Origin of the sequence: Streptomyces sp. NBC_01775 (assembly GCF_035917675.1) — a bacterium.
In the GTDB taxonomy this organism is placed as follows: domain Bacteria; phylum Actinomycetota; class Actinomycetes; order Streptomycetales; family Streptomycetaceae; genus Streptomyces.
Map to the genome: position 1 here is coordinate 1,811,516 of NZ_CP109104.1, position 24,925 is coordinate 1,836,440.

General features: G+C 69.2%; 7 protein-coding genes. All 7 read right to left on the reverse strand.

Annotated elements, in window-relative coordinates; genetic code table 11:
• Window positions 1-25: 25 nt before the first annotated feature.
• The 7 genes from OHB04_RS08315 to OHB04_RS08345 all read right to left on the reverse strand — a co-directional run bounded on the left by OHB04_RS08315 (window position 26) and on the right by OHB04_RS08345 (window position 24,735).
• Window positions 26-6,061 carry a hypothetical protein gene (locus tag OHB04_RS08315; RefSeq protein WP_326807181.1) on the reverse strand — a complete coding sequence of 2,012 codons (6,036 nt, stop codon included), beginning with the start codon at window positions 6,059-6,061 and terminating at the stop codon, window positions 26-28.
• 81 nt (window positions 6,062-6,142) lie between these two features.
• Complete coding sequence (locus tag OHB04_RS08320; protein ID WP_326807182.1) at window positions 6,143-8,314, reverse strand: hypothetical protein; 2,172 nt, start codon at window positions 8,312-8,314, stop codon at window positions 6,143-6,145.
• A 50-nt stretch (window positions 8,315-8,364) separates the two neighbouring features.
• The gene (locus tag OHB04_RS08325) at window positions 8,365-14,283 is read right to left on the reverse strand and encodes a DEAD/DEAH box helicase (protein WP_326807183.1); all 5,919 of its coding nucleotides are present in this window, start codon (window positions 14,281-14,283) and stop codon (window positions 8,365-8,367) included.
• Between the two features lie 702 nt (window positions 14,284-14,985).
• Complete coding sequence (locus OHB04_RS08330; protein WP_326807184.1) at window positions 14,986-18,030, reverse strand: pPIWI_RE module domain-containing protein; 3,045 nt, start codon at window positions 18,028-18,030, stop codon at window positions 14,986-14,988.
• Between the two features lie 85 nt (window positions 18,031-18,115).
• Window positions 18,116-21,841 carry a hypothetical protein gene (locus OHB04_RS08335; protein WP_326807185.1) on the reverse strand — a complete coding sequence of 1,242 codons (3,726 nt, stop codon included), beginning with the start codon at window positions 21,839-21,841 and terminating at the stop codon, window positions 18,116-18,118.
• 40 nt (window positions 21,842-21,881) lie between these two features.
• A complete protein-coding gene (locus OHB04_RS08340) occupies window positions 21,882-23,048 on the reverse strand; it encodes a restriction endonuclease-related protein (protein ID WP_326807186.1) in 1,167 nt (388 codons plus the stop codon).
• Window positions 23,041-24,735 (reverse strand): PD-(D/E)XK nuclease family protein, encoded by a 1,695-nt coding sequence (locus OHB04_RS08345; protein WP_326807187.1) that lies wholly within the window; start codon window positions 24,733-24,735, stop codon window positions 23,041-23,043. Before OHB04_RS08345 ends, OHB04_RS08340 begins: the two co-directional genes overlap by 8 nt.
• Window positions 24,736-24,925 lie beyond the last annotated feature (190 nt).

Below are 24,925 nucleotides of genomic sequence, written 5' to 3' on the forward strand. Positions count from 1 at the left end.
AGCCGACCCCGCCGCCGCTCTTCTGTCAGCCCTCGAGCCCGAGTGTTGCCATCGCCGCGTGAAGCACGGCGTCTGGCCGCAGCCGGCTGCCGTCCTCTTCCAGTGTGTGGAGCATACTCAGGCAGGAAACCGCCCCCCGTGACTCCTCAGCCCCAAGGCCGGCGAGCTCTCCGGCAGCCTGGCAGTCCTCCTCCGGGCTCCAGTCGAGGCCAAGCTCGCGAACTATCGCGAAATACGCGGTTCGGATCCGTTCGTCCTTGAGCACGCCTACCGCATCGACCAATTCCTCGGCCCCGGAACGGCTGCCGAGCCATGCGTCGAGTTGGTCGAGTGCCCGGTCCTGGTCCCGGCAGCGGCCGTGAAATTTGAGCGCCTCGCCGAGCAGTATCGGCCAGCCGCTGGTGATCCGGCCCAGCCTGTCCAACCGCTCATCCGTCTCCCACACGCTGTGCTGCTGGGCCCAGCGCTTCATGTCACGCGCGTCGTAGCGGCGCAGTACCACCGCAACACCGGACATGTCGAAACCCTCCGTCTGCGTCGTGGCGAGTTCCTGCCAGAGGTCGAGGTGGTTGGTACCCGATACGAGAACCACGGAGCGCGTCGCTCCCTGCGCCGCGGGCAGCATTTCCTGAGCAAGCGCCAGGGACTCGCGGCAGGACTTCGCGGTGCCCACCTGGGTCAGGTCACTGATGAGCAGCCGCCGGTCGCCCTCATCATCAGCCTCCACCGCGCGCCGGAAGCTGTTGGCACTGCCGATGACGGGAACGGTCCAGCCTTCGACCTGCCCGGCTGCGCCCCGCAGGGTCTGTTCGACCTCCTCGATTCCGGTGGCACGGGATCCGAGCACTACGCGTACCTGGTTCTTCCGGTTGCCCAACAGATAGTCGATCTGGCTGATGGTCAGCGGTGCCGAGCGTCCGTCCCGCAGCAGCGGGCGGCTCTCCAGGACAACTGCGTCCTCCAGCCGGGAATCGCGTTCGGCCCCTTCCAACCGGGCCTCGATCTCCTGGGCAGTGCCGATCATGCGCAGCGCGTTGGGACCACGCAGGTGCCAACCCCGGCCGTCGTGATTGGGAGCGAGGACGCCCAGGCCGACCATTTCCTCCAGGTAGGTACGGAAGGCGTTGCTGTGTAGCTGCTCGAAGCCCTGCGGCCACCAGACCGCGCACTCGTCGTGCAGTTCGCGGTCACTGAGGCGGGTCTCCAGGCCGTTGTCGCGTGCGTGCTGGGCCAGCACGTTGGCGATCAAGGTGTAGCGGTCGTCAAGGTCAAGGGTGTCCTTGAAAGCGGCAGTGATGTCCGAGCGCAGGCTCGCATCCTGTTCCACCGCCTCCACATCGTCCTCTCCGATGAAGTACGGCGGCGATGCCCCCATTTTTTGGACCCGCTTGGCCTGCATCACCTGCACCATGCGGCTGCCGAAGATCTGCAGGAGGAACGGCTGGTAGGAGCAGAAGCCGAGGACACGGTTGACCAGGTCCAGATCGTCGAACTCGAAGCCGAGGGCCCGCATGGGCTCAACGAGCAGGTCAGCCGCGAACTGCGGCGTCAGCGGCCCGATCACGGTCGGGGTCTGGGCGAGATGGCTGAAGGGTGTGTTCCCGGCGATCCGGGTGAACCGCTGCACGGAGTGCAGCCCCGCGAACACCACCTTCGCTCTGCCGGGCGAGTCCTCGCCGAGTCCGCGCAGCCGACGGGTCTCGGTGAACTCGGGGGCGTCGGCCTCAAAGAAGCGGTCACACTCATCCAGGAGAACAAGCAGCCGCCGTCCGCTGTCCTGCTCCAGCCAGCGGGCGATGCCGTCGGTGACCCGCCGCCACGCCTCTCTGCCGCGTTCCCGATGCGTGGGTTCGGCGAGGACCTCGACCTGGATCAAGGCCCGTTCGAGCGTGGGCCAGATCGCCTCGGAGCCGATGGCGGTGCCGCTGCTGATGCCGACCTTGTCGAGGTTGAGATACAACTTGCGGTAGTGGTCAGGGCGCTGCCTCTCGAACCTCTCTCCCGCGTCGGCGAGCAGCGCGGACTTGCCGAGCCCGCGACCGCCGTAGATGATCTGTGTCCCGTTGTGGGCGATGATGCTCTGCCGTTCGGCATCGCGTCCGTAAAACATCTCCCAGCCGATCCGCCCGCGCTTCTCCTTGATGTACGGGTTCACGGCTGAGAACGGCAGCAGTACTTTCGTCGATGCGTCGGCCCGCCGGTTTCCGTGGGCGACCAGGTAGGCCAGAGCGGCGTCGTCCACGACCACGACCGGTCTGCCTCCCCGCGCGGCGACCGCGAACTCGTTCCTGGTCCGGGCGCTCATGGTGCCGAAGTACACGACGAGCAGGCTGCTGTCGTCTCGGTCCTTGGCAATGCACGCGTGCAAGAATTCCGCGGTGGGACGGTCCCAGACCAGCAAGGCCCGTAGCTTGCGCCCATTGTCGGCGATCTGGGAGCCGAACGCGGGGGCCCAAGCGCGGCCGGTGACCTCGACCTCGGCCAGTTCGAAGAACCGGTGGTCCTTTCCGTACGGAAGGTCGGTCAGTGGGCGGGCGCGCTTCGCCCCGTATCCCAGGAGCAAGAGAGCCGGGTTGAGATCCTCGCGCGGATTGATCTGCCCGCGGCTCCGCACGGATGCAATCTTATGCCAGCCCCGCAGCGCGCTCGCGGCATGTGCGGCCTCCTCCTCGGTCAGATGCGCGTAGTCGAGCAATGGGTGATCCTCGTACCTGCTACGGCTGCATACCGCCTCGATCAGCTCCTCACCGAGGCCATGGGGCAACGCCTCGGGCACTCCCGGGAAGAACGCCTCCAGATGAGAGTCCTGGGAGTGGACCTCGGGGACGGATTCGCCCAGTTCGAGGAAGTACACCAGCTCGGCAGCGACGGCCAGGTTGTCGATCTTCACGTTGTGCAGGACGCGATCACGGTCCGCATCAGTCACACCGGTCAGACTGTCGAGCCTCTTGAGTAGCCGGTCAGCCGCCTCTCGCCGGTAGCCGGGCAGCAGCTCCGCCACCTGGTCCAGACCCGCGCGTACGGCGATCAGGTCGCACCGTTCGCTGTCGGCCAGTCGCAACTCGGCGTCCGCGAGCGTCTCCTGGAGCCGGACATCCTGCTCGACGGTGAGCGTGCCATCGGCTTGGGCCCGGCGGAGGTCGGCGGCCAGCTGACTGGCACGTGTGGTGAGGACTTGGTGACGGCCTCGCTCCTGCTCCGCCAGGCTGGTCCGGCACGCGCCGTCCAGCGTCAAGGTGTGCCGCTCGGGCAGGACTCCAGCGTCAGCGAGTTCGATGACGCGGCGCAGCGCGGCGAATCCGTCGCGCCGGACCTGAAGCTCGACCGCCTCGTCCCACGTCCGGTCCACCGCCAGCAACAGGTCGGACGCGTCGACGTCTCGGCCAGGCGTCCGCTCCACCTTGTGCAGCTCGGAGTCCAGGATGTCGTCCACCGTCAAGGTGGAGTCGGTGGTGCCTTGGGGCCGGATGCCCTCCTGAAGCTCGGTGAAGATCTCTCCGAATGCCACCTTGGCGTGGAGGGCGGAGGCCCGTGTCAGCGGAGTGGTGCTGCGCGCGGCGCCGACCAGATCCTGGTCCACCCTGTCCTTGAGGGTGAGCAGGTCCTGCCGCAGCGCCGTCACTGCTTCGTACGCCCACGCGTTCGCCTGCGTGGGCGTGGCGGCCAGCTCACGCCGTGCCGAGCGCCATTCACCTACGCTGTCCCGTACCCGCTCGAGGAGCTGGCGTACGCATGTCCGGCCGACACCGTCGATCCGGGCACCGCCACTACCCCGCAGGGCAGTGTCCATCTCGTCGATCAGCGACTCGATCCTTGCACGGGAGGCCAGCTTCTCCAGCAATTGCTCCGCCTGTGCCTCCGCGGCGGACGATCCCTGGACGATCGAGGTCAGCACCGAGCCCAGCAGTTTGTGGGGCTTCAGCCATTGTTGGGCCATACGGGAGGCCCGCTGGAAATTCATCCGCGGCGGGCTGAGCTGGGCGCGGCAACTCTCCACCGCCTCTCGTAGCCGGTTCTCCGTCTGAGAGACGTCGGAGATGACCGTGTGGGGCGGCACGCTCAGTAGAGCGGTGGACAGCGCCCGCTCCGCCACTGCAGTGGCCACCGTCTGGAGATTTTCCGGCAACTGCGGTGCCATCGCCTTGAGATGGGCGCCAGCCACCGGAAGTCCGGTCAGGAGCGCCGTACGGACGAGGACGGGCAGCATTAGCAGTGCTACGCCGTGGGGTTCAGAGCCCTCGTGGGGCTCCCAGTCCCGTAGCTCCAGTTCGAGGGCGAGGGCGGCCTGCCGCGACCGGGACGTGAGCAGCGCGGAGACAGCGGACATGCGAAGCACCCCGCTCTCGGACTCGGGCCGGGCGGCTGCCCGCGAAATGTGAGCGCCGAGCCCGAAGCGCTTCTCCTCGATGAGGCGCGCGAGTACCGCGTCGATGTGCTGTGTGGATAGATCGTCGTGACTCTCGGACCTCTCGTGGCCAGAGCCGGCGGAAGTGTCGGACGCGTCGGTCCCGGCGGCCGGCTCGGAACCCGGGGGCGCGTCAGAGTGCTCTGTCCGGTCAGTGCTGCCCGCTGTCGTGGGCACGGTTCCGCTGGGGTCCCCGGGAAGGATGTCCAAGGCCCCTGCTTCCATTCCCGGTTCCGGCTTCATGCCGCTGTCCGCCCCATCGGCGACGGCCGACTCCTCGGGGGCCTCGGCGCACTCTCCCGATCCGGGCCGCCCGGGATCCGGCTCAAGGGCGTCCGACGCTGGAGGGCCGGGGACGACAGGCTGGGCGTCAGGGCTGGGTAGCACTTCCGGCGCGGCAGACGCCAGGGTGATCTGCTCGTGCAGGACCGCCGCCACGGCGTACCGCGCGTTCCCCTCCCCGATGCGCTTCATGATCTCTTGCCGGCGCGCCTCCTGCTGTGGCTGGTCCCGCAGTTCGACCAGTTCGGCGAGGAGGGCCAGGAAGGCCGCCTCCTCGCGGTCTCGGTCGTCCCAGGTCTGTTTGCCGAGCAGGCTGTCGGCCCGGGAGCGAGCGTCGTCCAGGACGTCCGCTACCGCTCCGCCCTGAGGGCACCTCAGGGCCAGAACACTGTCGAGTGCGCGGCGTGCCGCTTCCTGCTCCCGCGCAGTCCGAACATGTGCGTCTACGGCGGTGGCGACCGCTTCGAGGCTGCGCGGTGGCCTGGCGACACCGGCGTTGTCAAAGGCGCCCTCCACCGCGTGAAAGGCGGGAGACACTGCTCGCAGCGTGTCCAGGTCTCCCTCGTCGGGAGGAAACCCCGCCTCCACCGCGTCGCGGACCTGCTGGGCCGCCGGGCGCGCCTGGGCCAGTGCCCTGGTGAGCTGCTCACGTGCCGTGGTCAGCATGAGTACGTTTCCCTCCGGGGCAGGTGGCGCGGCGGGTTCCTGGTCTGCGGCCTCGGGAGAAGCCGTTACTTCAGGGAGCGGCAGGGCAGACAGCCCGGCTGTCTGCGCCGCGGCCATGTCCGTGGCGGGGGCGGGCGCGCCGAACCCGGGGATAGCGTCGATCACCGCGCAGGCTGCGTCGCGCGCGGCCCGCCCCTCGGGGGCGTCGCCCAGCCAGCCCTTCTCCGCCAGCCATCGGACGAGGTGGGCGTGCAGGGCCGAGGAATCAACGTCGCAGAAGACGGCGATCCGCAGCAGGGTGGGGCCCCATCGGCCGACTAAGTCGCGTGCGTCTGTGCCCGGTTCGCCGGAGAACACCTCTTCCTCGATCTCGTGCCGGATGCGCCACGTGATGTAGGCGATGGCATCTTTGCGTTCCACTTCCGTGGGACGAGCGCGTAGCCGCTTGAGAATCTGCTCGGTGAGCACTGTGCCGAAGCGGCGCGGCACTACCTGCCGGAAGCCGAGGTTGCGCATGACCCTTGATCGATGTTTGGGCTCAAGCGAGTTCAGCGCACGCTCCATCTCCGCACCGGTCAGCGTAGCGAGATCCGTCGCGAACACGGGACCGAGCCCGGAGAGAGCGGTGGCGAGGCCCTTGAGCAGATCGACGGGAATGTCAGGCGGGGAGTTCGGCGACTCGTTCCGCACCGGGTACATGGAGTCCATCGTTTACGTGCTCCGTTCGTACAGTGCGACCGCACGCGGGGTGCGCCGGCTCTGTTGGCGGGATGATGGCGGTGGGTGGGTTCAGCGCCTGCGCGAGTGTCCGGTCACGAAGGTGTAGCCAGGGGGAAGCTGCCAGCCGTCGGCCTTGCCGAAGCTCTGGCAATGCGCGCGATAGGCGGCCTGCTGACCGGGGGTGGGTTTGCGGCCGGGTGGGAGCTTTCGGATGAATCCGGCGACCGCGTACTCGACGGCGGGGCGGCGCCGGGTGTCCTGGCTGCCCTGTGGCCGGGAACGTGGAACCGGCATGGGGGCGGGGTCATAGCCGATCAGCCGAATTCGGGGCCAGCCCGGGCGGGCCGGATGGTGCGGGACACCGTACGGGTCACGGCTGCCGTCGGCCTCGTACAGCCGTCGCTGCGCGACGAGTTCATCCGTCGCGAGTTGCAGCAGTTCGTACTGGGACCGCCTCGCCTCTGCCCCGTACACAGCCTGCGGCAGAAAGTCACGATCCAGTAAGGCATGACCGTCGGTGGTGAGGTGCCCACAGCGACGCACGGTGCGCAGAACGATGTCCTGGGCACTCAGCCCGCTCGCGTGGTCGCCCTCCCGACCGCTCCCGGGAGCTCCTTCGCGGATCAGAACCCGGGGATCGTAGCGGTAGGCGACAAGAGTCCCGTCGATCTCGACGGGGGTTTCCAGCTCGATGGTCGAGACTCTCACCACCCCACCCCCACGCGGCCATTGAACATGCAGTACCAGGCCGGGGAAGAAGTCGATGGGCCAGGCGATGCCGGACAGCAGCCCACTGTCCCCTGTGGGGGCGACGCTCGTCTCCTGGACCTCCTCCGAGGGCTCGGCGTCACCTCCTGGGTGGTGCAGTTCGAGCCGTACCGTGTGAGCGCCGGGGCCGGTCCGGGGCAGGCCTTCGAGAACCAGGGGGTCCAGGGGAAGAGTGCCCTCAATGAGGTGCTTGAGCCGCAGTGGCGCCTGCCAAGCGACTTCGCTGTCGATGGCCCGCAGGTCGTACGGGACGCCGAGTCGGTGGTCGTCGTCCAGCGGCGCTTCCAAGGGAGCCGACGGCTCGGGGCGGTCGGCCAGGTCCTCATGGTCGGCCGACGGGGTGGAGCTCTCCGCCTTCCGGGGCCCGAGGTACGTGCTACGCCAGATTCCGCCGTCCTCGAACGCATCGACGAGTTCGACACGCACCCCGTTGGCCAGCACGCTGTCCTCCGCTTCGCTGGAGACGAAGTCGGCCATGGCGAGATTGGCCCGGCAGACGGAGACCGCGTACTCGACACCGGTGAGGAGGCTCTCCGCCCCATGCACGTCACGAAGCCAGGGGCCGATACGCGTGTCCATGGTGGTCAGCACTGTGGACCCGTGGCGGCGTCGGCGTCCGGAGGGGATCGGGCCCGCCCCCAGAGTCTTGGCGAGGGCGGCCAGGTCGGCGGCGCACAGTGGACCGTCATATGCGAGCCCTTGGGCAACGCGTTCCCGGGTCAGCGTATAGGGGCCGACTCTGCGTAAGTAGTCGCTGGTATTCAGGACATACGCGACCGTTGCGAGGAGGTGACCGAGAGCGGCGCGTAACCGCTCGGGACGACGACTACCGGCGAGGTGGACTACGGAGTGGGGAACAAGTGGGTCCAGGAGTGAGTCGATCTGCGTGCTGAGCAGGTGTTGGGCGAAGGCGGCTGTGTCATCAAGGCCAAAGAGCCAACCGCTGGGATAGCGGGCGTCGACGGTGACGTGTCCGTCCTGGCCGAGCCATCGTCCCCGGGAGCGAAGCCGCTTGACCTGCTTCTCATCAAGTGCGAGACCGGGACCGAAAGCATTCAGGTCGGGCACGAGCAGTTCTGGTCGCGTGACGCTGCCCTCCGCGGTGTGCCCGAGTGCGTCGTGCACCGCACCACGGCCCTCCTTGTAGACGAGTTCGGCATACAGCGGATCGGAGCCGGTCGCGATGCGAACGAGGGCACCGACGGGGAGGGCTGGTATCTCGCTGTCGAGGGTGAGGACGGGGAAGGCGTTGAGGTCGAACGCGCCGTTGCCGTAGCCCTCACCGCCAGTTTCGAATCCGAAGTAGGCGGCGTTGAAGGCGACCGCTGTGTGCAGAGGGCCGGGGCGGTCATGGGCTACCGCCTCCAAGTAGATCCGCAATCGGTCGAGTTCGGCTGTGGAGACGGCCGCTGGCCCCTGCGCCATGGCAGGGGTGAGGACAGGATCGCTTTCGTAGGGCTTCCACGGTCGCATGCCAGTCTCCGGCTCACCATGAGTCGTAGTCGTCCGGTCGTCCGCCATGGTCATGCCCGCCCACCCCTCTTCTGCTGCTCATTGGTGACCGACGTCGTGCTGCGCACCACGCGGACCGCGCGCCACCGCCCGTGCTCCGTTTCGACGGCGGCGCCTACTCCGGCGAGACGCTGGAGACTCTGCCCGACCTCAGCCCAAGGAAGATCGGCGCGACCGCCGAAGTGGCGGCTGTCACGGACTGCTCGCGGGAGCGCGACGACCTTGTGAGAGGTCGGCAGGTACGCGGATTCGTCGCCGCGTAGGGCGTGCCAGAGCCGCCGAGGATGCATGCCCTGGGGCTGAAGCTGCAGCAGCCTGTACACCTGGAGATCGACGCGGTGCGCGCGCTGCGCGCTGTCGCTGTCTCCGCCGTCGCGGGGACGCGCGCTCTGGAAGGCCCTCGCCACGGCTGGGCGGCGCTCCTCGACGGGCCACTGTCCGCTGTCCCAACAGGCCGAGCAGCGGCAGCGTTCAGTAGTGCAGCAGCCATCAGGGAGTTCGGTGACGCCGAAGTAGTCGGCGAAGAGACGTTGGGCGCAGACAGTGGGCGCCTCGAAGAAGTGCCGGAGTGCTGCGAGTTCGGCGGCGGCGCGGGCGGAGCCGCGGGTGAGGAGGGCGAGGTAGCCGTTGGGCAGCTGGCGGGTCCGCACGGTCAGGCCGGTGACGAAGCGGCGGCTGGGCGCGGCCGACACATCGAGGAGTCCCCGGTCGTGGAGGTCCGCGAGAAGTTCCCAGGTCCCGGCCGGCCCGTCGGCGATCTCACGGTAGTCGGGGCAGGTGGCCGCGAGGTGCTCGTCGAAGCGGCGCACGTCAAGCCTGCGGGGGGTGTCCCAGGACAGAGCGGAGGCGATGAGGAGAAGTTCGGCGCGGGTGAGCCATCCGGCCGCCCGCTCGTCCGTGGCGTCCGGACCAAGTTCGCCGGGCGCCACCGCGCAGTAGGGCGGGTGATCACCTCTGTCGGTTACGGCGCCGAGGTCGGCCAACGCGCTGAAGGCACGCATGACACCGCCCTGATAGCGCTCCTGGGTGTGCCGGTCCTCGCATTCGGCCTCGGTGAGGGTGCCGTCGGCGGCGTCCTGGTTCATGAGGAGTTCCGCGAGGGGTACGGGGTCCAGGGTGCCGCCCTCCCGTGTGAGGACGAGAGCGCCCATGCGCCGCAGCAGGGATGGCGCCAGTTCCTGTCCGGTCATGAACCGCACAGTGCGGAGCCCCTTCCCTGTGACGAGAGCGAGGGCCGAGTTCACCGGGCCTTCGTCCAGGGTGGAAGTGCCCGCGCTGTCCCGTCCGGCGCGTCCGATCTGTTGGTAGAGCGCGGCAAGGTCCGTGGGCGGAGAGACGCAGAACACGGTGCGTACGTCGGACCGGTTGACGCCGAGCCCGAAGGCGGAGGTGGCGACAGTGACGACCGGTGCGAAACCATCCTCGCCTGCGCGAGGAGCCTCCCGGAACTCGGACATGGCGGCGGTCTTTTCGGCCTCGGTGAGGCGGCCGTGGAAGCGCAGGACACGAGTAGCGCCGTCACCTACGTACTCGCGGAGGTGGGTGTAGAGGGTGTTGACCTCCTTGACGGTGAGGCAGTAAAGGATGGCGTGTCCTTCGAGGGCATCCACGACGCGCTCTACGAGCCCGGCAGCCCCACCCTGTCCGAGCTGGTTCAAGGAACGACGGAACACGGCGAGCTCGGGCCTGATCGGGTTCTCGCGCACGGTGATGAGACTTCCCTCCTCCCGTGCAGCCTCGGCCTTCTCCTCCGCGGATCCCGGCTGCGGCACTGCGGCGGGGAGCCCGAACAGCCCTTCGCGCAGCGCTTCGTGGACGGTGCGATTGGCGGTCGCGGTCACGGCGGTGACGCCCACGCCATGTTCCTCGCGCAGCTCGCCGACAAAGCGCGCGGCCCGGCGCATGCTGGGTCGGAAGTCCTCCCACTGGGCGATGGTGTGCGCTTCGTCAAAGGCAATCCGGGTGAGGCGCCCAGTCGCTGTCGCCTCGCGGACGAGCCCCTGGAAGCGACGCTGGCAGAGCCGCTCCGGGCTGACGTACAGCAGGCGTATGCCGTGATCCTGGCGGCCCAGGAGCTGCTCGGCGACCTCGGTCTTCCCGGCCCGGCTGCTGGATTCACGCAGCGGCGAGATGAGTGCGCGCACGGCGCCGCCGATGGACTGGTTGAGTTCGAGAGCCTGGTCGTGCATGAGTGCGACCAGCGGACTGACGACCAGCGTGACACCGGGCAAAACCAGGGCGGGCAACTGGAATGTGAAGCTCTTACCGAAGCCGGTGGGCAGCAGGCCGAGCACGTCGCGCCCTTCGGCAACGGCGGTGATAACGGCTCGTTGGGCGGGCTTGAGGCTGACAGGGGCCTCGGAAAGCTTCAGCAGCCCGCCGACCCGCGCGCATCGCTCGCCGACCTCCTGCACAAGGCGTCCTGCCGCGCGCAGAGAGGTGACGTCGGCCGGAGTGAGGGTCAGCTCACGGATGCGCCTGGTCTGCGGGAGAACGGTGTGCTCCGCCAGAGCTCCAGGGGCCACCAGCTCAGCAGCGCGCGCGGGCTCGATCAGTGCCCGGGCAGCGAGGAATTCCCAGATGCGCCGCCAGCCTTCCGCCATGGTGACAACGTTCCCGGCGTGGGCTTCCCGGGTGTCCGGGTCGGAGCGTACAAGGCCGTCGTCGAGGCTTCCAAGGAAGGCACGACGGTAGCTGCGGCGTAGCGCGCTGTGCCCGGCGAGCTTGCGGTCGCTGATGATGATCACGCCGCGGTGCCGCTCGGAGCGGATGAGCCGCCCGACGGCCTGGCGGAGCTGGAGGGCGGCCAGCGGCAGGTAGTAGCGTTCAGTGGCGGCCGCATCGGGGTCGGGATGTCCGGCCTGTTCGGCACGCTCGCGCACGGCGGCGCGCCGGGCCTCGACAAGAGGGGCAGCGAACGGCGCGAAGGGGAGCTTGTTGATCCAGACGAGGCGGAGGCGCTCCTGATCGGAGACGTCGACGCCCTGCCACAGCCCCCTGGTGCCGACGAGGAAGCCGCCGCCGGACTCACGGTCGGTGAAATCGTCGTATGCCCGGCTGTTGCCGAGGGTGAGGGCCTCATGGACAGGCGCCTGGTGCTCCCGGGAGCGGAGTTCGGCAGCGAGGTAGGCTCCGCTCCCGGCGGCGGTGGCCCAGGCGGTGGTCAGGACCATGGCACCGCCGTCGAAGCCGTGGCCGTCCTCGCGAAGCCGGACCATTTCGGCGGCGTAACCGGCCAGCTGGTGGGCGACGGTGCGCAGGGCACCCTCCTCCTGCTCCGCCCAGGAGGGGAAGTCGGAGAAGCAGACGAGCTCAGCCTGGCTGCGCAGGTCGAACGGAGAGGCGAGAGCGAGAGTAGGCAGCCCAGCAGAGAGCCCGAGCCGCTCGCGTACGAAGTCCCAGCGCCCGGCGACGCGCAAGGTGGCGGAGATGTAGTGGACGCGGTCGAACGCCTTCAGGAAGCGTCGCCAGTCGGGATCGGCGGGCAGCTCCAGAGGGCTGTCGGCGATCCGGAAACGGTAGGCACGCATCTCCCCGACGGGCTCGGCGAGCTCTTCGAGATGGACGACGCGAGAAAGAGATGTCCCGTCGAGGGTAGGAGCCGGGTCGAGGAAGGCATCGGTGTCAGCGCAAACGCGGTCGAGGGCCGTGGTCAGGGTGTCCGTGCGGGCGGCCAGCGCGTCGAGGCGTTCACGGACCAGCCTGTCGAGGCCCTCCGCGTACTGGGCGGCGTGCCGCTCCAGGGCGATGCGGCATCCGGTGGCGGCAGCGGAGATCTTCGCGAGAAGTACGGAGAGTCTGCGGGCCGTCCTGCCACCGCCGGTGCCCGTGTACGGGCTGGCGAGGGTGGCGGTCCTGCTGCCGATGCGTACGCCGACGCCCTTCGCGTGGGCGTCGAAAACCTGCGCGGCGAGCCGGGGCAGCCGCTCGTCGTCGAGGAGCCGCTCGAATTCGCCGATGGCGGTAGCCGCACGCTGCTGTTCAGGGCCTGAGTGTGCGCTCGCGCACCAGGCGGCGTAGTCGGCAAGGAGGGTTTCCAGGTCCTGGTGGTCGACAGCGACGGTCAGCGCGGAGGTGGCCGCGTTCTCAAGCTCGTGCGCTTCGTCGAGTAAGACGAGGGTGCCGGGCCCCAGCGCCGCCATGTCGTCAAGGTGTGTCAGGGCGAGCGCATGGTTGGCGAGGACGAGACGGTGCGCAGCGAGCGCCTCGCGCACGGTGTCAGTGTGAACGGCGAGCGGACTGTGCGCGCCGGGACCGAAGTCCCCGTCCCGCTGTGAGAGCGCTTCGAGCCAGCGGGGCAGGGAGCGGCCGGTGTACGCGGTGAAGAACGCAGGTACATCGACAGGGTCGACGGACCGGGCGGTCCAGGTGTACGGGGCCCCCTCGGCGGCCAGCAGGCGCAGCGTGAGGTAGACGAGCAGCTCGCGGAAGCGGGAGTCGGCGGTGGGCCGGGCACGGTCGTGGACGGTCGGCCCCGTCGGACCGACGTACCTGGTGGCGTCGGCGAGTGCGTGCGTGAGCGCGGCGAGTGAGAGCCGGTTGGACTGCCCCTTGACGAGGTCGGCAACCCCGAGGAGCCCGGGCAGAGCCCGTTCGACGTCCCTCAAGTCCCGGGCGAGCTGGCTCTGGAGCTGCTTGGTGTACGTGGCGATGACGGCGGTGCGGTCCTCGCCACCCGCCAGCCAGTCGAGTGCGGCAGCGAGGATCGCGTAGCTCTTACCCGTTCCGGTGGGAGCTTCGAGCAGTCCGCTCACTCCCTGGTCGGTCCAGGTGTGGAGGGTGGCCGCCATCTCCTGCTGGGCAGGGCGCGGTTCGACGTGGGGGCCGTGGACGACGCGGGCCAGCGCTGTGGGATCGACCCGCCCGTTCGCGCCGGTGAGCCCGCCCGGTATGTGCAGGGCCGCGCGGCCGGACGGGCGTTCGCCGGTGGCGCGGCGCGGGGTACGCCCGCCGAGCCGGTCGCCGAGCAAGGCGCCAACCTCGGACTGCTCCCACCCACGTGGTTCACGCACTGCCGATCGACCGATGGGAGCCATTCGCCGGAGTAGGCCCCACCCTTGGGAATCCGGGCAGACGTCGGCGATCAGCCCGGCCAGATCCTCACCGCTTGCGACCAGTTCCCGAGAGGCCCGCTCCAGCAGGGCGGCGAGGAGCGTCGCGTCATCGGCCGCCCGGTGGTCGTGCAGCCCAGCAGCAGGTATGTCCAGCTCCCGGGCAAGGGCGTGCATGCGGTGGGCGGGGGCAGTGGGCCAGAGGCAGTGGGCGAGATAGAGCCCGTCGACGAGAGGGACATCGGCGAGCGGATCGCCTGCTCCTGCGCGCTGCGCCGCCTCCCGGATGACCGGGAAGTCGAGCGCGGTGCCGTTGTAGGCGACGACAAGGTCGGCGTCGGCAACACGGGCGGCGAGTCCCGCCCACACTCCGGCCGCCCCGGACTCCTCCACACCCCTCTCCCGTACGGCAGCGCGCACCCGTGCGTCGCGGAGTTCTTCCTGGTCGTGGGGGAAGCGCAGGTAATACTCCCAGCGCGGCTCGTCGGCTATCCACTCGGGATCGGTGCCGAAGCGGACGGCGGCGACCTCGTATACGTACCGCTCGACATAGGGGGCGCTGGGGACCGTGCGGACGACGCTCTCCAGGTCGAGGGCAATGGCCCGCACTGCAAGGTGTTCCCCGCCCTCTCCTCTGGGATGAGGCGGGGACGCCGTCACGGCCTCCGGAGGCCGGTAGCGGCCGTTACCCAAAGCCAGCAGTCCGCCTTCGACGCACTCAGCGAGAAGTCGCTCCAGCCGGGGTGCGGGCAGCCGGGGGAAGAGCCGCACCGCTTCTCGGTGCAGTGCGGCAGGGTCGAGTCCACCGTGCTGGGCGCGGACGATCTCGGCGATCTTGCGGGCCGCTCCCGAAACCTCGCCGACTTCCCCGTGTGCCATGTGCGCCCCCGGCCCTGGTACCCAATCGTGGTCATTTTAACGGTGCATGCTGCGTTTTATATCTGAATCGGAGCAGTTCAGCAGCAAAATCTCCTCCCGCTCGTCGTCGGGCTCCGTCGCCAGGCCAGCGGCGTCAGCGCAATGCTGGACTGGTTTCCATGGCTGGCCACCGAGCACCGCGTGGTGAAGTGAGCGTTCCATTACCCGGCGGCTCAGGACTGCCTCGCGAACTACCGCGAAGACTGGGCACAGCCGTTCCTCTCGCAAACCCGTCTCGCGATGGGCCTCTACCAGACCGCAAGGATCTGTCAGCACTCCATGACGAGAACCTCACCGTGAACGAGGAGGCACGGCCGCTCTGCTCGTTGGTGTGAAAGCAAGAGGCTCCACTCGCCCACGACCACGGAGACATGTATCGCGTCCGCCTCCCCTACCACCACAAGAAGTGACCGCTCACATCTGCCTCTTCACCCCGCCGCCCGCTCCGGACATGCAGTTCGTTTTGCTCCGGATCCCGCAGTCGCGAGCCAGGCCAGCGGCCGGTTCCCTCGGCAGGACACTGCAGCCACGACCTCACTGTCCAGCGAGTCGGGCAAGGCCCGTAGCGGTCTACGGCCGTCTTGATCGACTCGTGGCCGATCCGGGCCTGAATGACTGGGGTGCTACAGCCCTCTCTGACGCGTGGTGCGGGAACGCCGGTGATCAGGTTCCCGAGGCGCTCTGCGCGTTCGCCTCGTCGTCGCCCGTGTCCGGTTCGGCAGCTAGACCGGCCGCATCGGCCAGGTCGGGGTCTTCCACGTCTTGGCCCGTGGTCGGCTCCGCCTCCTCTGCCTCGGGGAGTCCCTCGCTCGACGCCAGCATCGGCAGGACGTATGCCTGGGCGAGCCCCGCCAAATGGAGGGGAAGCGGTAGGGACAGAGCGGCGGCGTAGTCCGGTGCCTGGCGCAGCTGGTGCACGGCAAGGGCCAGCGCTTCTGCGTCATCGGGTTTCCCCGGTACGTCATCCGCGTGGCAGCCCAGTACCGCGATTTCCACTAGCGTCGGATTCCAGGCGCCGGTGCCCGCCTGTGAAGTGAGGTTACCGGCGGCGTTGACCCTTGTGGCCAGCCGGTCCAGTGCGGGCGAAATCGAGTGCGTCGCTGGACGTTCCGTGGTGCTGTAGAAGACCCGCTCATCCCTCGAGGTGCCGTCTCCCTGCTCCCGCTGCTCAGTCCAGAATCCGGCCGGCTGCCCGTGAGACTTACCCGGGTCGGCAAGGCCCCACCACTGTGCGGTCTCGCGTCCGCCGCGCCCGCGCACGCGTACCAGTCGAAGTTCGTCGTCGAGACGGCCAGCGGGAGCATGACCGGCCCTGAGCAGGTCCCGTTCGGTCTGACTGTCTTGCAGCCACGGCCAGTGCAGCCTGCTGTTCTGCGCGTGAGTGATCAGTGCGGTCGGCTGTCCGCGCAGCGAATGCAGCATGCGCTGGAGGAATCCGGCAGTCTCTCTCCGCTGCTGGGCGAGGTTGGTGCGCCACTGCTTGGCGGTGACCCAAGGTGTTTCAGTCTGCGGACCGTCGGCCGACGATTCAGGTTCCGCGAACACGTCGGGATCGATCTCGGCTTGCTTGACGAGGCCCAGGAGAAATTGCGGATAGGAGACCCATTCCCCGGTGCTGTCGTCCCAGCCCTGTACGGATGCCATGCCTTCCCCTTCCGGGAGTGGAGTCACCAGGACGGCCACCGGCAGGTGCTTGGGCAGCCGGGTCGGGCCGTCCTTGCGGCGCTTCACCATCCACACCGCCGCGAACTGCAGCCCGTCCGGGAGGTCGTCGCCGAGCGTGTGCTGGGGCAGGACGCGGACTCCGAGCTGGCGCAGTCCGTCGAGCCAGGAGCTGTGCGCGCGATGTCCGAGACTGTCGGCGTTGTCGATCTGCTTGTCGGTGGAGGGGGTGACGACGAACTGGGTCAGCAGACCTGCGTCGGCGCATCCCAGGCGGATGGCGAACTTGGGGTCCGTCGAAGCCGGACGGAACGTACTGCGGTGTGCGATCTCTACGAGTGCGAGTGCCGGGTGGGACGGATCGGCGCCGTCCGCATGGAGCCATTCGCGCAAGGCACGGCGACGTGTGGTGACGGCTGCCGCGAGCGCCGCACCTTTGCCCTTGACCGCGGGGTCGGGGACGAGTCGGTCACCCAGCCCGTCAGCCAGCGGGATGCAGCGGAGTCGGAACGTCAGCTCCGGGGTCTGCCATTCCAGAATGGCGGGGGCACCGGGCCTCGCCTCGTCAAAGTCCTGGTCCGTCAGATGTGCTGCGGCGAGTCCTCCGTCACCGTCAAGGCCGAGAGCCTTGGCGAACTCCGCCACCGCTTCCTTGCGCGTTTCAGGAGACTGCCACAGCAGCCGCGCCTCCACCACGGCCGGGGCACCCTGTCCCCGGCCGTCACCGACGGTCCGGTGCTGCGTCTCGAGGGCGACACGCCGCGCGTGTGTCTCGCGCACCATCTCTGCCTTCTTCGCCTCCTCGGTCCTCGGCTTCGGTCGCCGGTTCTCCGGGGCCCCGATGCCCTTGCCGCGTCCGCGCACCAGGTCGGGTACTCGGACTACCTCGTCCGGCAGGGCCTGTTCCGCCCATTCCGTCAGCTGGGCACGCTGGTTGGGCATCAGCCCGGCGCCGACTTCGTGCTTGCCCATCCTGGTGCTGTGGACCACGGCCGCCCGCACGCCGCTGCCCTCGCTGATCCAGGAGACCGGCTCCGACAGCAGCTGTTCGGGATCGGGGAAGTTCCCGGCGAGGCTCAGCCTGCGGAGGATGCCTGCCGTGTCGTTCTCCACCCAGGCGAAGGAGTCGGCCACACGGTCCCGGCGCAGGCGGGCCAGTGCGTAACGGTCGGTCGTCGGTGCTCCGGCCAGCCAGGGGATCGTGGGTCGGAGGTAGACCGTAGTGGCCTCCCTGTACGGGAGATTCAGGCGCTTGGTGGTGGCCCGGGGATGAGTGGCCCAGCGTCGGACGCCCCAGTGCAGGTGGAGGCGGGGTCGAGGATCGAAGGGCGTGGTGTGCAAGGAGATGTTCAGCACGACGGAGAACCACCACTCCTTGCGCTTGATGGTCCGGAGCAGGGGTTGCGACATGAGCTCGGCGCCCTGGTCGCGGGGGCCGCGGGGGACGGCCCGGAAGTTCAGTTCTCCTCCGTCGAACGGGAACGTGTCGAGGGCCAAGACACGGCGTGCCAGGGCGTCGGTGGCTAGTTGGAACTGCCGGGACTCCGGGGCGGCGGTACCGCCCCCGGTGGCCGGCGTGTTGAGGAGATCCACGCCGGTGACCGGCTGCCATCGAGGCAGATTCCGCTTCAGGTCGGCGCTGCGCTCCAGCAGTAGGGACCGGAAGCGGGGATTCTCGGCGGCGCCCTTGGGACCGAGCGTGCGCAGCCAGGCGTCGAGCAGTTGCCCGAGCGAGCGGCCCGGCAGGGGGTCGGGGACCGTACCCGGGACGTACATCCAGAAGTCCTCGGCGGCCAGCGGACCGGGCTCGACCGGTGTCCTGGGCCTGGGGCGGACGATCACGTCGGGAGCGAGAGTTTGGAGCACGCCGTCGAGGCGGCGGGTGGGGAGGGACGGGCGATGCTTCTCCTCGTCGCGCTCGTGGTTGTGCAGATCCAGGAGCCCTGGGTGCCACTGCTCGGGGAAGGGGATCGCGCGGAAGTCCTCGGTCCAGGGCACAGCGACGTCGGCCAGGTGGTAGGCGGATCGGCGGTTCTTCTTGTACATGTGGGGTCTCCCTGTGAGGGCGTTCGGGATCGGGGCGTTCTCGGTTCTCATCTGCCGCTACGTCTCGTTGAGCAGTTGAGCCGCTTCAGTCCACAGCTCGTGAGCCGGGCCCGGCGCTCATGGCGCACAGCGCCTCGTACAGCGGGCGGTAGAGCAACTTGACCAGTGCCGTGTCGGCAGGGTCGGCGAGCGTCTCCGCGGGGGCTGAGTCCGTGAAGTAGGGGTCAAGGACGTCCCGCAGGCGGATGAGCAGCCCTGGGTCATAGGTCCGTCGGGTACGGCGCTCCCGTCCGGCGACAGGGGCTCCCGCCTCGGCGAGCCCTGGGGCGAAGGCAGCGTCGACGAAGACGACGCGTGCGGACACTCCGCCGCGCACCAGGCGTCCGATGACCTGCCAGATGGTGACGAGCTGGTCCCAGACGAAGGACTTCTTCTCGTCGTCGGACAGGGCCGAGTAGATGTAGGGCCGTGACAGCACGTGCCGCCAGACACCACGCGCGGTGGTCCGGAAGTCGCTTCCTGCGCTGTCCAGGCTGTCGGCCGCGGCGACCAGCGTGCTGAAGGTCCCTTGAGGCAAGCCCGGATGGTCGCGTACGAAGCGCGTGGCCCAGTCGTTGATGGCGAAGACAGCGAGCGACAGATCGTCGGGGCGAGGGTGCGGGCGCACCAGGAAGAACACCGTCCCGAACGCCGCCACTCTCTCCTCGCCGGCCCGCTGGGGGACGGTGAGGATGTTGTGCCCTCGCTCGACAGCGAGGAGCGGTGCCACCAGCAGTTCGGCGTCCGGATCGTCGGCGAACGAGGCGAGGTCGCCGCGCCGCACGGGGCTCGGTCCCGGCGCCTGGCCTCCAGCTGGTGCCGCGCCATCGATGGCGGTCTCCAGTTCGGCGTCGTCGGCGGCCAGTACGCGCACTCGTCCTCGCCAGCGCGGGATCTCGTCCAGGAACCCCGCGGTCACCTTGGCCTCGCGGTAGCTGCCCACCAGGAGCAGGGCACGTTTGCGGCGCTGGTCCTGGATCTGGGCGAGCTCGCTCTGCAGGGGGGAAGCACTCCCGTTCCGCCCCGACCTGGCGAGCCGGTCCATCATCAGACGCAGGACATCCTCACGCTTCTCCGGGTCCTGCCCCGACAGCCGGATCGGCTGCCCCGCGTCGTCGTAGAGGAACTCGGTGCGGAAGACGGTGTCCCGGATCGAGTCCAGCGCCTTCGGCTGGGGTTTGAGAACGGCACGGACGGGAGCGAGGACGTGTGCGCGGGTGGAGGTGCCGGCCCAGCTGGTGCCTGACATCAGCAGGACGTGCGGGCCGGCCTCGCCGCTGCCCGGGTCCGCGCCGAGCCGGGACAGGTTCAGCAAGAGCTCGCGGCCTACGCCGGCGCACCGGAAGAAGCGCAGCGTTCCGGTGCGGTGCCCGTTCTTGTTGCGGGCGGCGGCCCGTTCGTCCACCAGGTACTGGAAGCCGATCACATTGCCCATGGGGGCCTCGGGCAGCAGCGGCGCGTAGTCGAGGGGCGGGCGCCGAGTCAGCTCGTGGCTGGTCGAGTCCAGCCGCAGCGCGGCCTCCACCTGGGGCCACAGGAATGTCACCCGGTCGAGGCGCTGGTGCAGGGCGGCGAGCACCAGGGTGAACTCCAGGCGCTGTGCATGGAGATTCCGCCATTCCTCGCTCAGGGCGACCTCCTGCGGAGCGGGCTCCTTGCTGCCCTTGGTAAGGGGCGGCGGGCGCTGCCCTGGCCCTGGCGCTCCGACAAGGAACCGGTCCAGCAGCACGCGGACACGGCGGCGGGTCTGTTTCTCATCGAGGGTGTGGAGAACGTCGTGGGTCAGATCGGTCAGGTCGTCGGTGGGCGTTCCGTAGGGGCCGCCTCCCCCCAGTGGGTCGTCGCGGAACTCGTCGAAGAAGGCGGTGATCTCGGCACGGCGTTCGGCCCAGGGGATGGCGGGTGGAGGAGTGGTGGTACCGGCTTGCCCGAGTGCTTCATCGTCGCCGTACAGCGTGCCTTCGTCCTCGATGCCGTACTCATCCGGGTCGGCAGGGCGGTCTGCGGACGGGCCCGGCGTCGGCGGGTACCAGGCGTGCAGCAGCTTCTCTTGCAGTGTCCAGGCGCTGAAGTAGTCGATCTGGGCCCATTCCCGCAGGCCTTCGTCGTCGATGAGCATGGCGTACAGCCGGTCCGCCGCCGATCCGACTACGTCCAGCGCGGCGGACCACCGTTCCACATCCTGGTCGGAGAGCGGCAGCCGCCCCTGCTGCGCCAGTTCCGCGATCTCATGGGTCTGGAGCTGATCGAGCCAGGAGTCGGGTCCCGTGGTGACCAACGTTGCCGAGGGGGCGAACATCTGGTCGAGTTGCATCTGTACGCGGTCCACCTCGTCGACGATCATGATGTCGCTGCGCAGACAGGCCAGTTCCAGGTAGCGCAGACGCTCCGCGTTCAGCTGGCGGGGGACCGCCGTCTGCACGAGGCTCGCGGGGTTGGCCACCCAGATCAGCGCGTCCACCAGGTCGCGCGCCGCGGAGTGACGCGGGCAGGTGCTCCAGAGCGGGCAGCCGTGCAGGGTGCCCAGGTCCTCGCCGTCCTCGATGTCGTCCGCCGAGGCTACGGGCCGGGCTCCGCGGGCGCGTTCCAGCGCGCGGGTGGCGCGTTCAGCCGGTGACTCCTCTGCGGCTTCCTGCCGTTGCACGGGGTGGAGTGCTCCGCAAGGCGCATCGGCGTAGCGCAGCGGCTCGGACGCGTCCAGTCCGCGCAGGGCATCCAGCGGGCAGGCGGTGCTGAGGTGGTTGAAGACAGTGCCGGTGTGGGACAGCAGCGAGTGCTCGCCGCGTGCCGCAAGCCTCCGGTGCAGGCGCTGGGTGTGCTGTGGCCGGGTCGTGCCGCCCTGGACAGGGGCGGCGCTCAGGCCGAGCCCACGGAACAGCTCGGTCAGATTGAGCTGTTCGGCAACATCCCCGACGACGAGCGTGATGCGCAGTCCCTTCTGGTGCGCCCAGACGGCGACCAGCGTCATCAGCGTCGACTTCCCTGCGCCGACCATGCCCACGAGGTGGGTGAGCCCATCGAGGGGCAGCGCCTCCGTCGGCGCGAAGCCTGTTCCGTCCTCCGTGCGGGCATCCAGGTCCAGGTGCTCCAGCCGCTCGACCCAGTTCCCGGCCTTCAGCCCTCGTGCCTGTTCCTCCGTATCCATCCACCTCGCGACATCGGCGAGTTCATCGAGCGGTACGTCGAGCGGGCCCGCCGTGCCTTTGCGTTCGGCAGGGAGTGCATGGGGAGGGAAGGGCTCCTGCACGAGTTCGGCGGGGATCGTGACGGAGGTGCGCCGACCACGTCGGTCCACGAACCGGTGCTCGCCCTCTGCTGCCTGAGGCAGTGGGTTGGCGGAGTAGCCGGGGAGGTTCCCGAGCGCCGCGTCGTAGATCGCGATCCGGTCCGCCGCCACACGGGGGCTGACCCGGCGGGCAGGGGCCCCGGATGCGGGGACGCGGTAGGCACGCAGCCTTTCGGGCAGGCCAAGGTAGGCGTCCAAACTTTGCTGCCACATGCGCCGACGGCGCATCGGCCAGAGCAGATGGCGGGCCGCGGCCAGCGCGACCTGGTCGGCGGGGCCGATGGCGAGGCCTGCGGCCTGGGCGAAAGGGTATCCGCCGAGGAGAGTCCACGCGCCGTCGGCCGCGTGGCCGGGGGCCACGGATTCCATCAGCCGCAGGCCGAGTTCGACCTGGCACAGCAGGGCGGGCTTGGTCCGGCTGTGCTCCTCGGGCCAGGGGGCGAGTGCCCCGATGACAGGCTGGTACCAGCTGCTGCGGTCACGCATGGTCGATTCCGTTCTTCCGTGATGCTGTACGTGGCGTCGTCTATGGCGAATTTGTGGGTGCGATTGATGCGTCCGGTCCCCGTTCGCCGCGCAGCCGCTGTCGTGCGGCACGCTTCAACTGATCGTCTGTCAGCAGCCGCAGGCCGCCGGCACGGTCGTTCCGTTCGCGGGCGAAGATGTCGAGGTAGTCGCGACGCATCCGGGCTCGGAAGCGCGGCACCACCCAGCAGGCCTGGTCGTACGGCGGTTCACCTCGTACGGCGGTGGCAGACCGTCCGAGCAGACCGGGGTGGGCCCAGTCCTTGACGTCGACGGCCCAGACGTGCCCGTCCGGGAACGTGATGCGCAGGTCGTACGCGTCGAAGCCGGGCCACATCTCGACCGTGAGCCCCATGCCGCGCAGCTCCCCCTCCAGGGAGGACTCCGCCTGTCCGGGCCCGGTGACGAACTGCCGCAACGGCTTGCGCAGTTGTCGCAGCTCACCCACCTCGGAGGCAACGAGTCTCCGTCCGGGCGGCGGGGTCCCGCGGTGGCGGCACTGATCCCGCTCGCACCACCACTCCTTGCCGGAGAGCGGGGTGAGCAGCGTCAGGCAGCGGTGGCAGCAGAGGTACGAGCCGTCCCGCCGGTATCCGAGGGGGACCGGGGCGTAGATCTCCTCGATCAGGAAGCGAACGGGATCGAGATGGAGGTCGGTGCTGACCTCCATCCAGTCGTCCGTGGTGAGGACCGGCTGGGTGACAAGGAGTCGGCGGAAGGCTGTGTACGACTCCGGTGACGACATGGCGCGGCAGGCGCGCAGGGCCTCCTGGATCACCAGACGGTCGTACTGCCGTCCGGTGCTGCTGCCGTATCCATCGACGGCCAGTTCGTGGCAGAGCTGTGCGGGCTCTCCGGACTCCTCATCGATCAACCGGTCGCCCGCACCGAACAGATCCGTGGGCAGCCGGTCGAGCGGCCAGCTGCCCAGAGGCCGGGCCCGGGCCCAGCGGATCATCTCGGGCACCCCGGCCGGTGGACGCGACCCGTTGCGCAGACACTGGAGCACCAGGGCGTCGAGGGCTCGCTGGGCCGAGGCCGGGTAGGGCAGTGTGAAGGAGTCGAGCTGGTCGACGCCCGCGAGGTGCACGACGGCGGTGGCGATGTCCCGCAGGAGGACGACGTCGGGGTTGGACAGCCAGTCGGGGACGAGCTGATGTTCAGGCATGGGCGTCTCCCCGGTCTGTGGCCCCGGCTCTGGCCCTCAGAGCCGAACCGCCCGGTGGCGGGTGGTCCGCGACGTACGCGGTGCCGGGCCGGCACCAGGTCTTCGCCTGGCAGCCGTGGCAGTGGCGCCCGGTCCTCGGCTCGTACGTGGTGTCGTCCAGGAGTGGCTGCGCGAGTTCGGCGATGACCGCACGGGCTTCGTCGACGGTCTTGGCGTGGCCCGGATCGATACGTTCGAGGCGGCTCTCTCTGTGGCCCGCACGCAGGTGTTCCAACTCGACCCAGGAGCGCCGGGGGTCGCTGCCGAGGGCGCCCGCGTGGAACAGCAGGACTCCGAGCGCGAGTTGGGGATAGGAACGGAGCAGCGAATCCCTCTCCCACAGCGGTCCCGCCGCCGTCTTGGTTTCTCGCCAGATCCACCGGCCGCGCTGCGTGTACACCAGATCGGGCACGGCGAGCACGATGATGTCGAGTTCGGGAATGTACGCCGTCACACGGTGCTGTACGCGTACCTGCTCGTCGGGTGCGAGCCCGTCGAGCGGGCAGAGCAGCCGGTGTTCGCCGAGCATTCCGGCGGCCTCCCGCGTGGACTCGTCGTCGAGACCCGTCTTGGCCCGTATCCCGGCGGCGTCCAGCGGCTGACGTTCGCGACAGCCCCTCACCGGCCGCTCGCCGTGCCGTTCGTTCAGCAAGGCGTCGACGGCCCGGCCACGCAGCGCGCCCCGGCCCTCTTCAGCCAGGTCGTTCAGGTGCAGCTGCCGGACCAGGTGGTATTGGGCCGGGCATTCGCCGTGCAGGCGCAGATCCCAGGCAGAGACGGACCGGCGCTGGCGGGCGACCGTCTGGGGCTTGCCGCCCCAGAGTTCCGGGGTGCGCTTGAGGTCCGCGCATCCGGCGATGGCCTTGCAGCCGACGCAGCTCTCGCCCGGCCGCGTGCCGCCTCCCGTCGCAGCGGCTTGGAAGGCGGGTGCTGCATCGGTCCGGAACCGCTCCTGCGCCTGGGCCCGGCCTTCGGTGAGAAGCGGGAAGTGACTGCCGTCCGCGCATCCGAAATCGAAGACGCGGACCAGGTCGGGGAGGCCTGTGTTGTCGGTAGCGGTTGGTGGGGGCTCGCTGCGTGCCTTGCGCCTGGGCGTGGGCGCTCCGTACGCCATGACATGGGCCACGGCTGCCAGTTCCGCTGCCGGACGGCTCTCCTTGGCGTGACCCAGGGAGGGGATCCACAGATCCCTGACCGATCCGTCGGCGGAAGCGTACGCCCGCCCCCAGACCGTGTGCTCGTACTGTCGCGCACCACGCGCGTCCGCGACATCTCGCCGGTCGGTCCGCACCGTCCACTGCTGCTTGACAGGTGCGGTCGGCGGCAGTCCCGCCGCATTGGCGGCGGTCTGCTCCAGGGCTCGCGCGGCTGCGTAACGCTCCAGCGCGTGGGCGGTCCAGGCCAGCAGGGCGGGGTGAACCGGCGCGCCCCATCCCTGGAACGGACCGCGGGTGCCGCGGAGTTCCTCGCGCACCTGCTCAAGGGACCAGCCGCTGTGCTCCCACAGGTCGAGAGCCGTGAAGAGCGGCCCGAACGCGAATTCCTCACGCGGAGAGGGGCGGTAGGGCACGGGTGGGTCTGCCACCAGCAGGGGCCGCATCGCGGTGCGCTGGTGGGTGGGACAGGCCGCGGCATCGGGCCTGGCCATGCGGGGACTTGCCTTGATCAGCCAATCGTGGCCAGCGGTGCCGGGCGGTTTCTGCATGGTGACCCCCGTGGAGGGCGGCATGGACAGGAGGAGCGCTGTCCCGGAGCAACGGGACTCCGGGTACTCTCAGAGCATGGCATACATCTGTGAACTAAGTCCACGCACACCACATCCCCCGAGTTCTTCACGC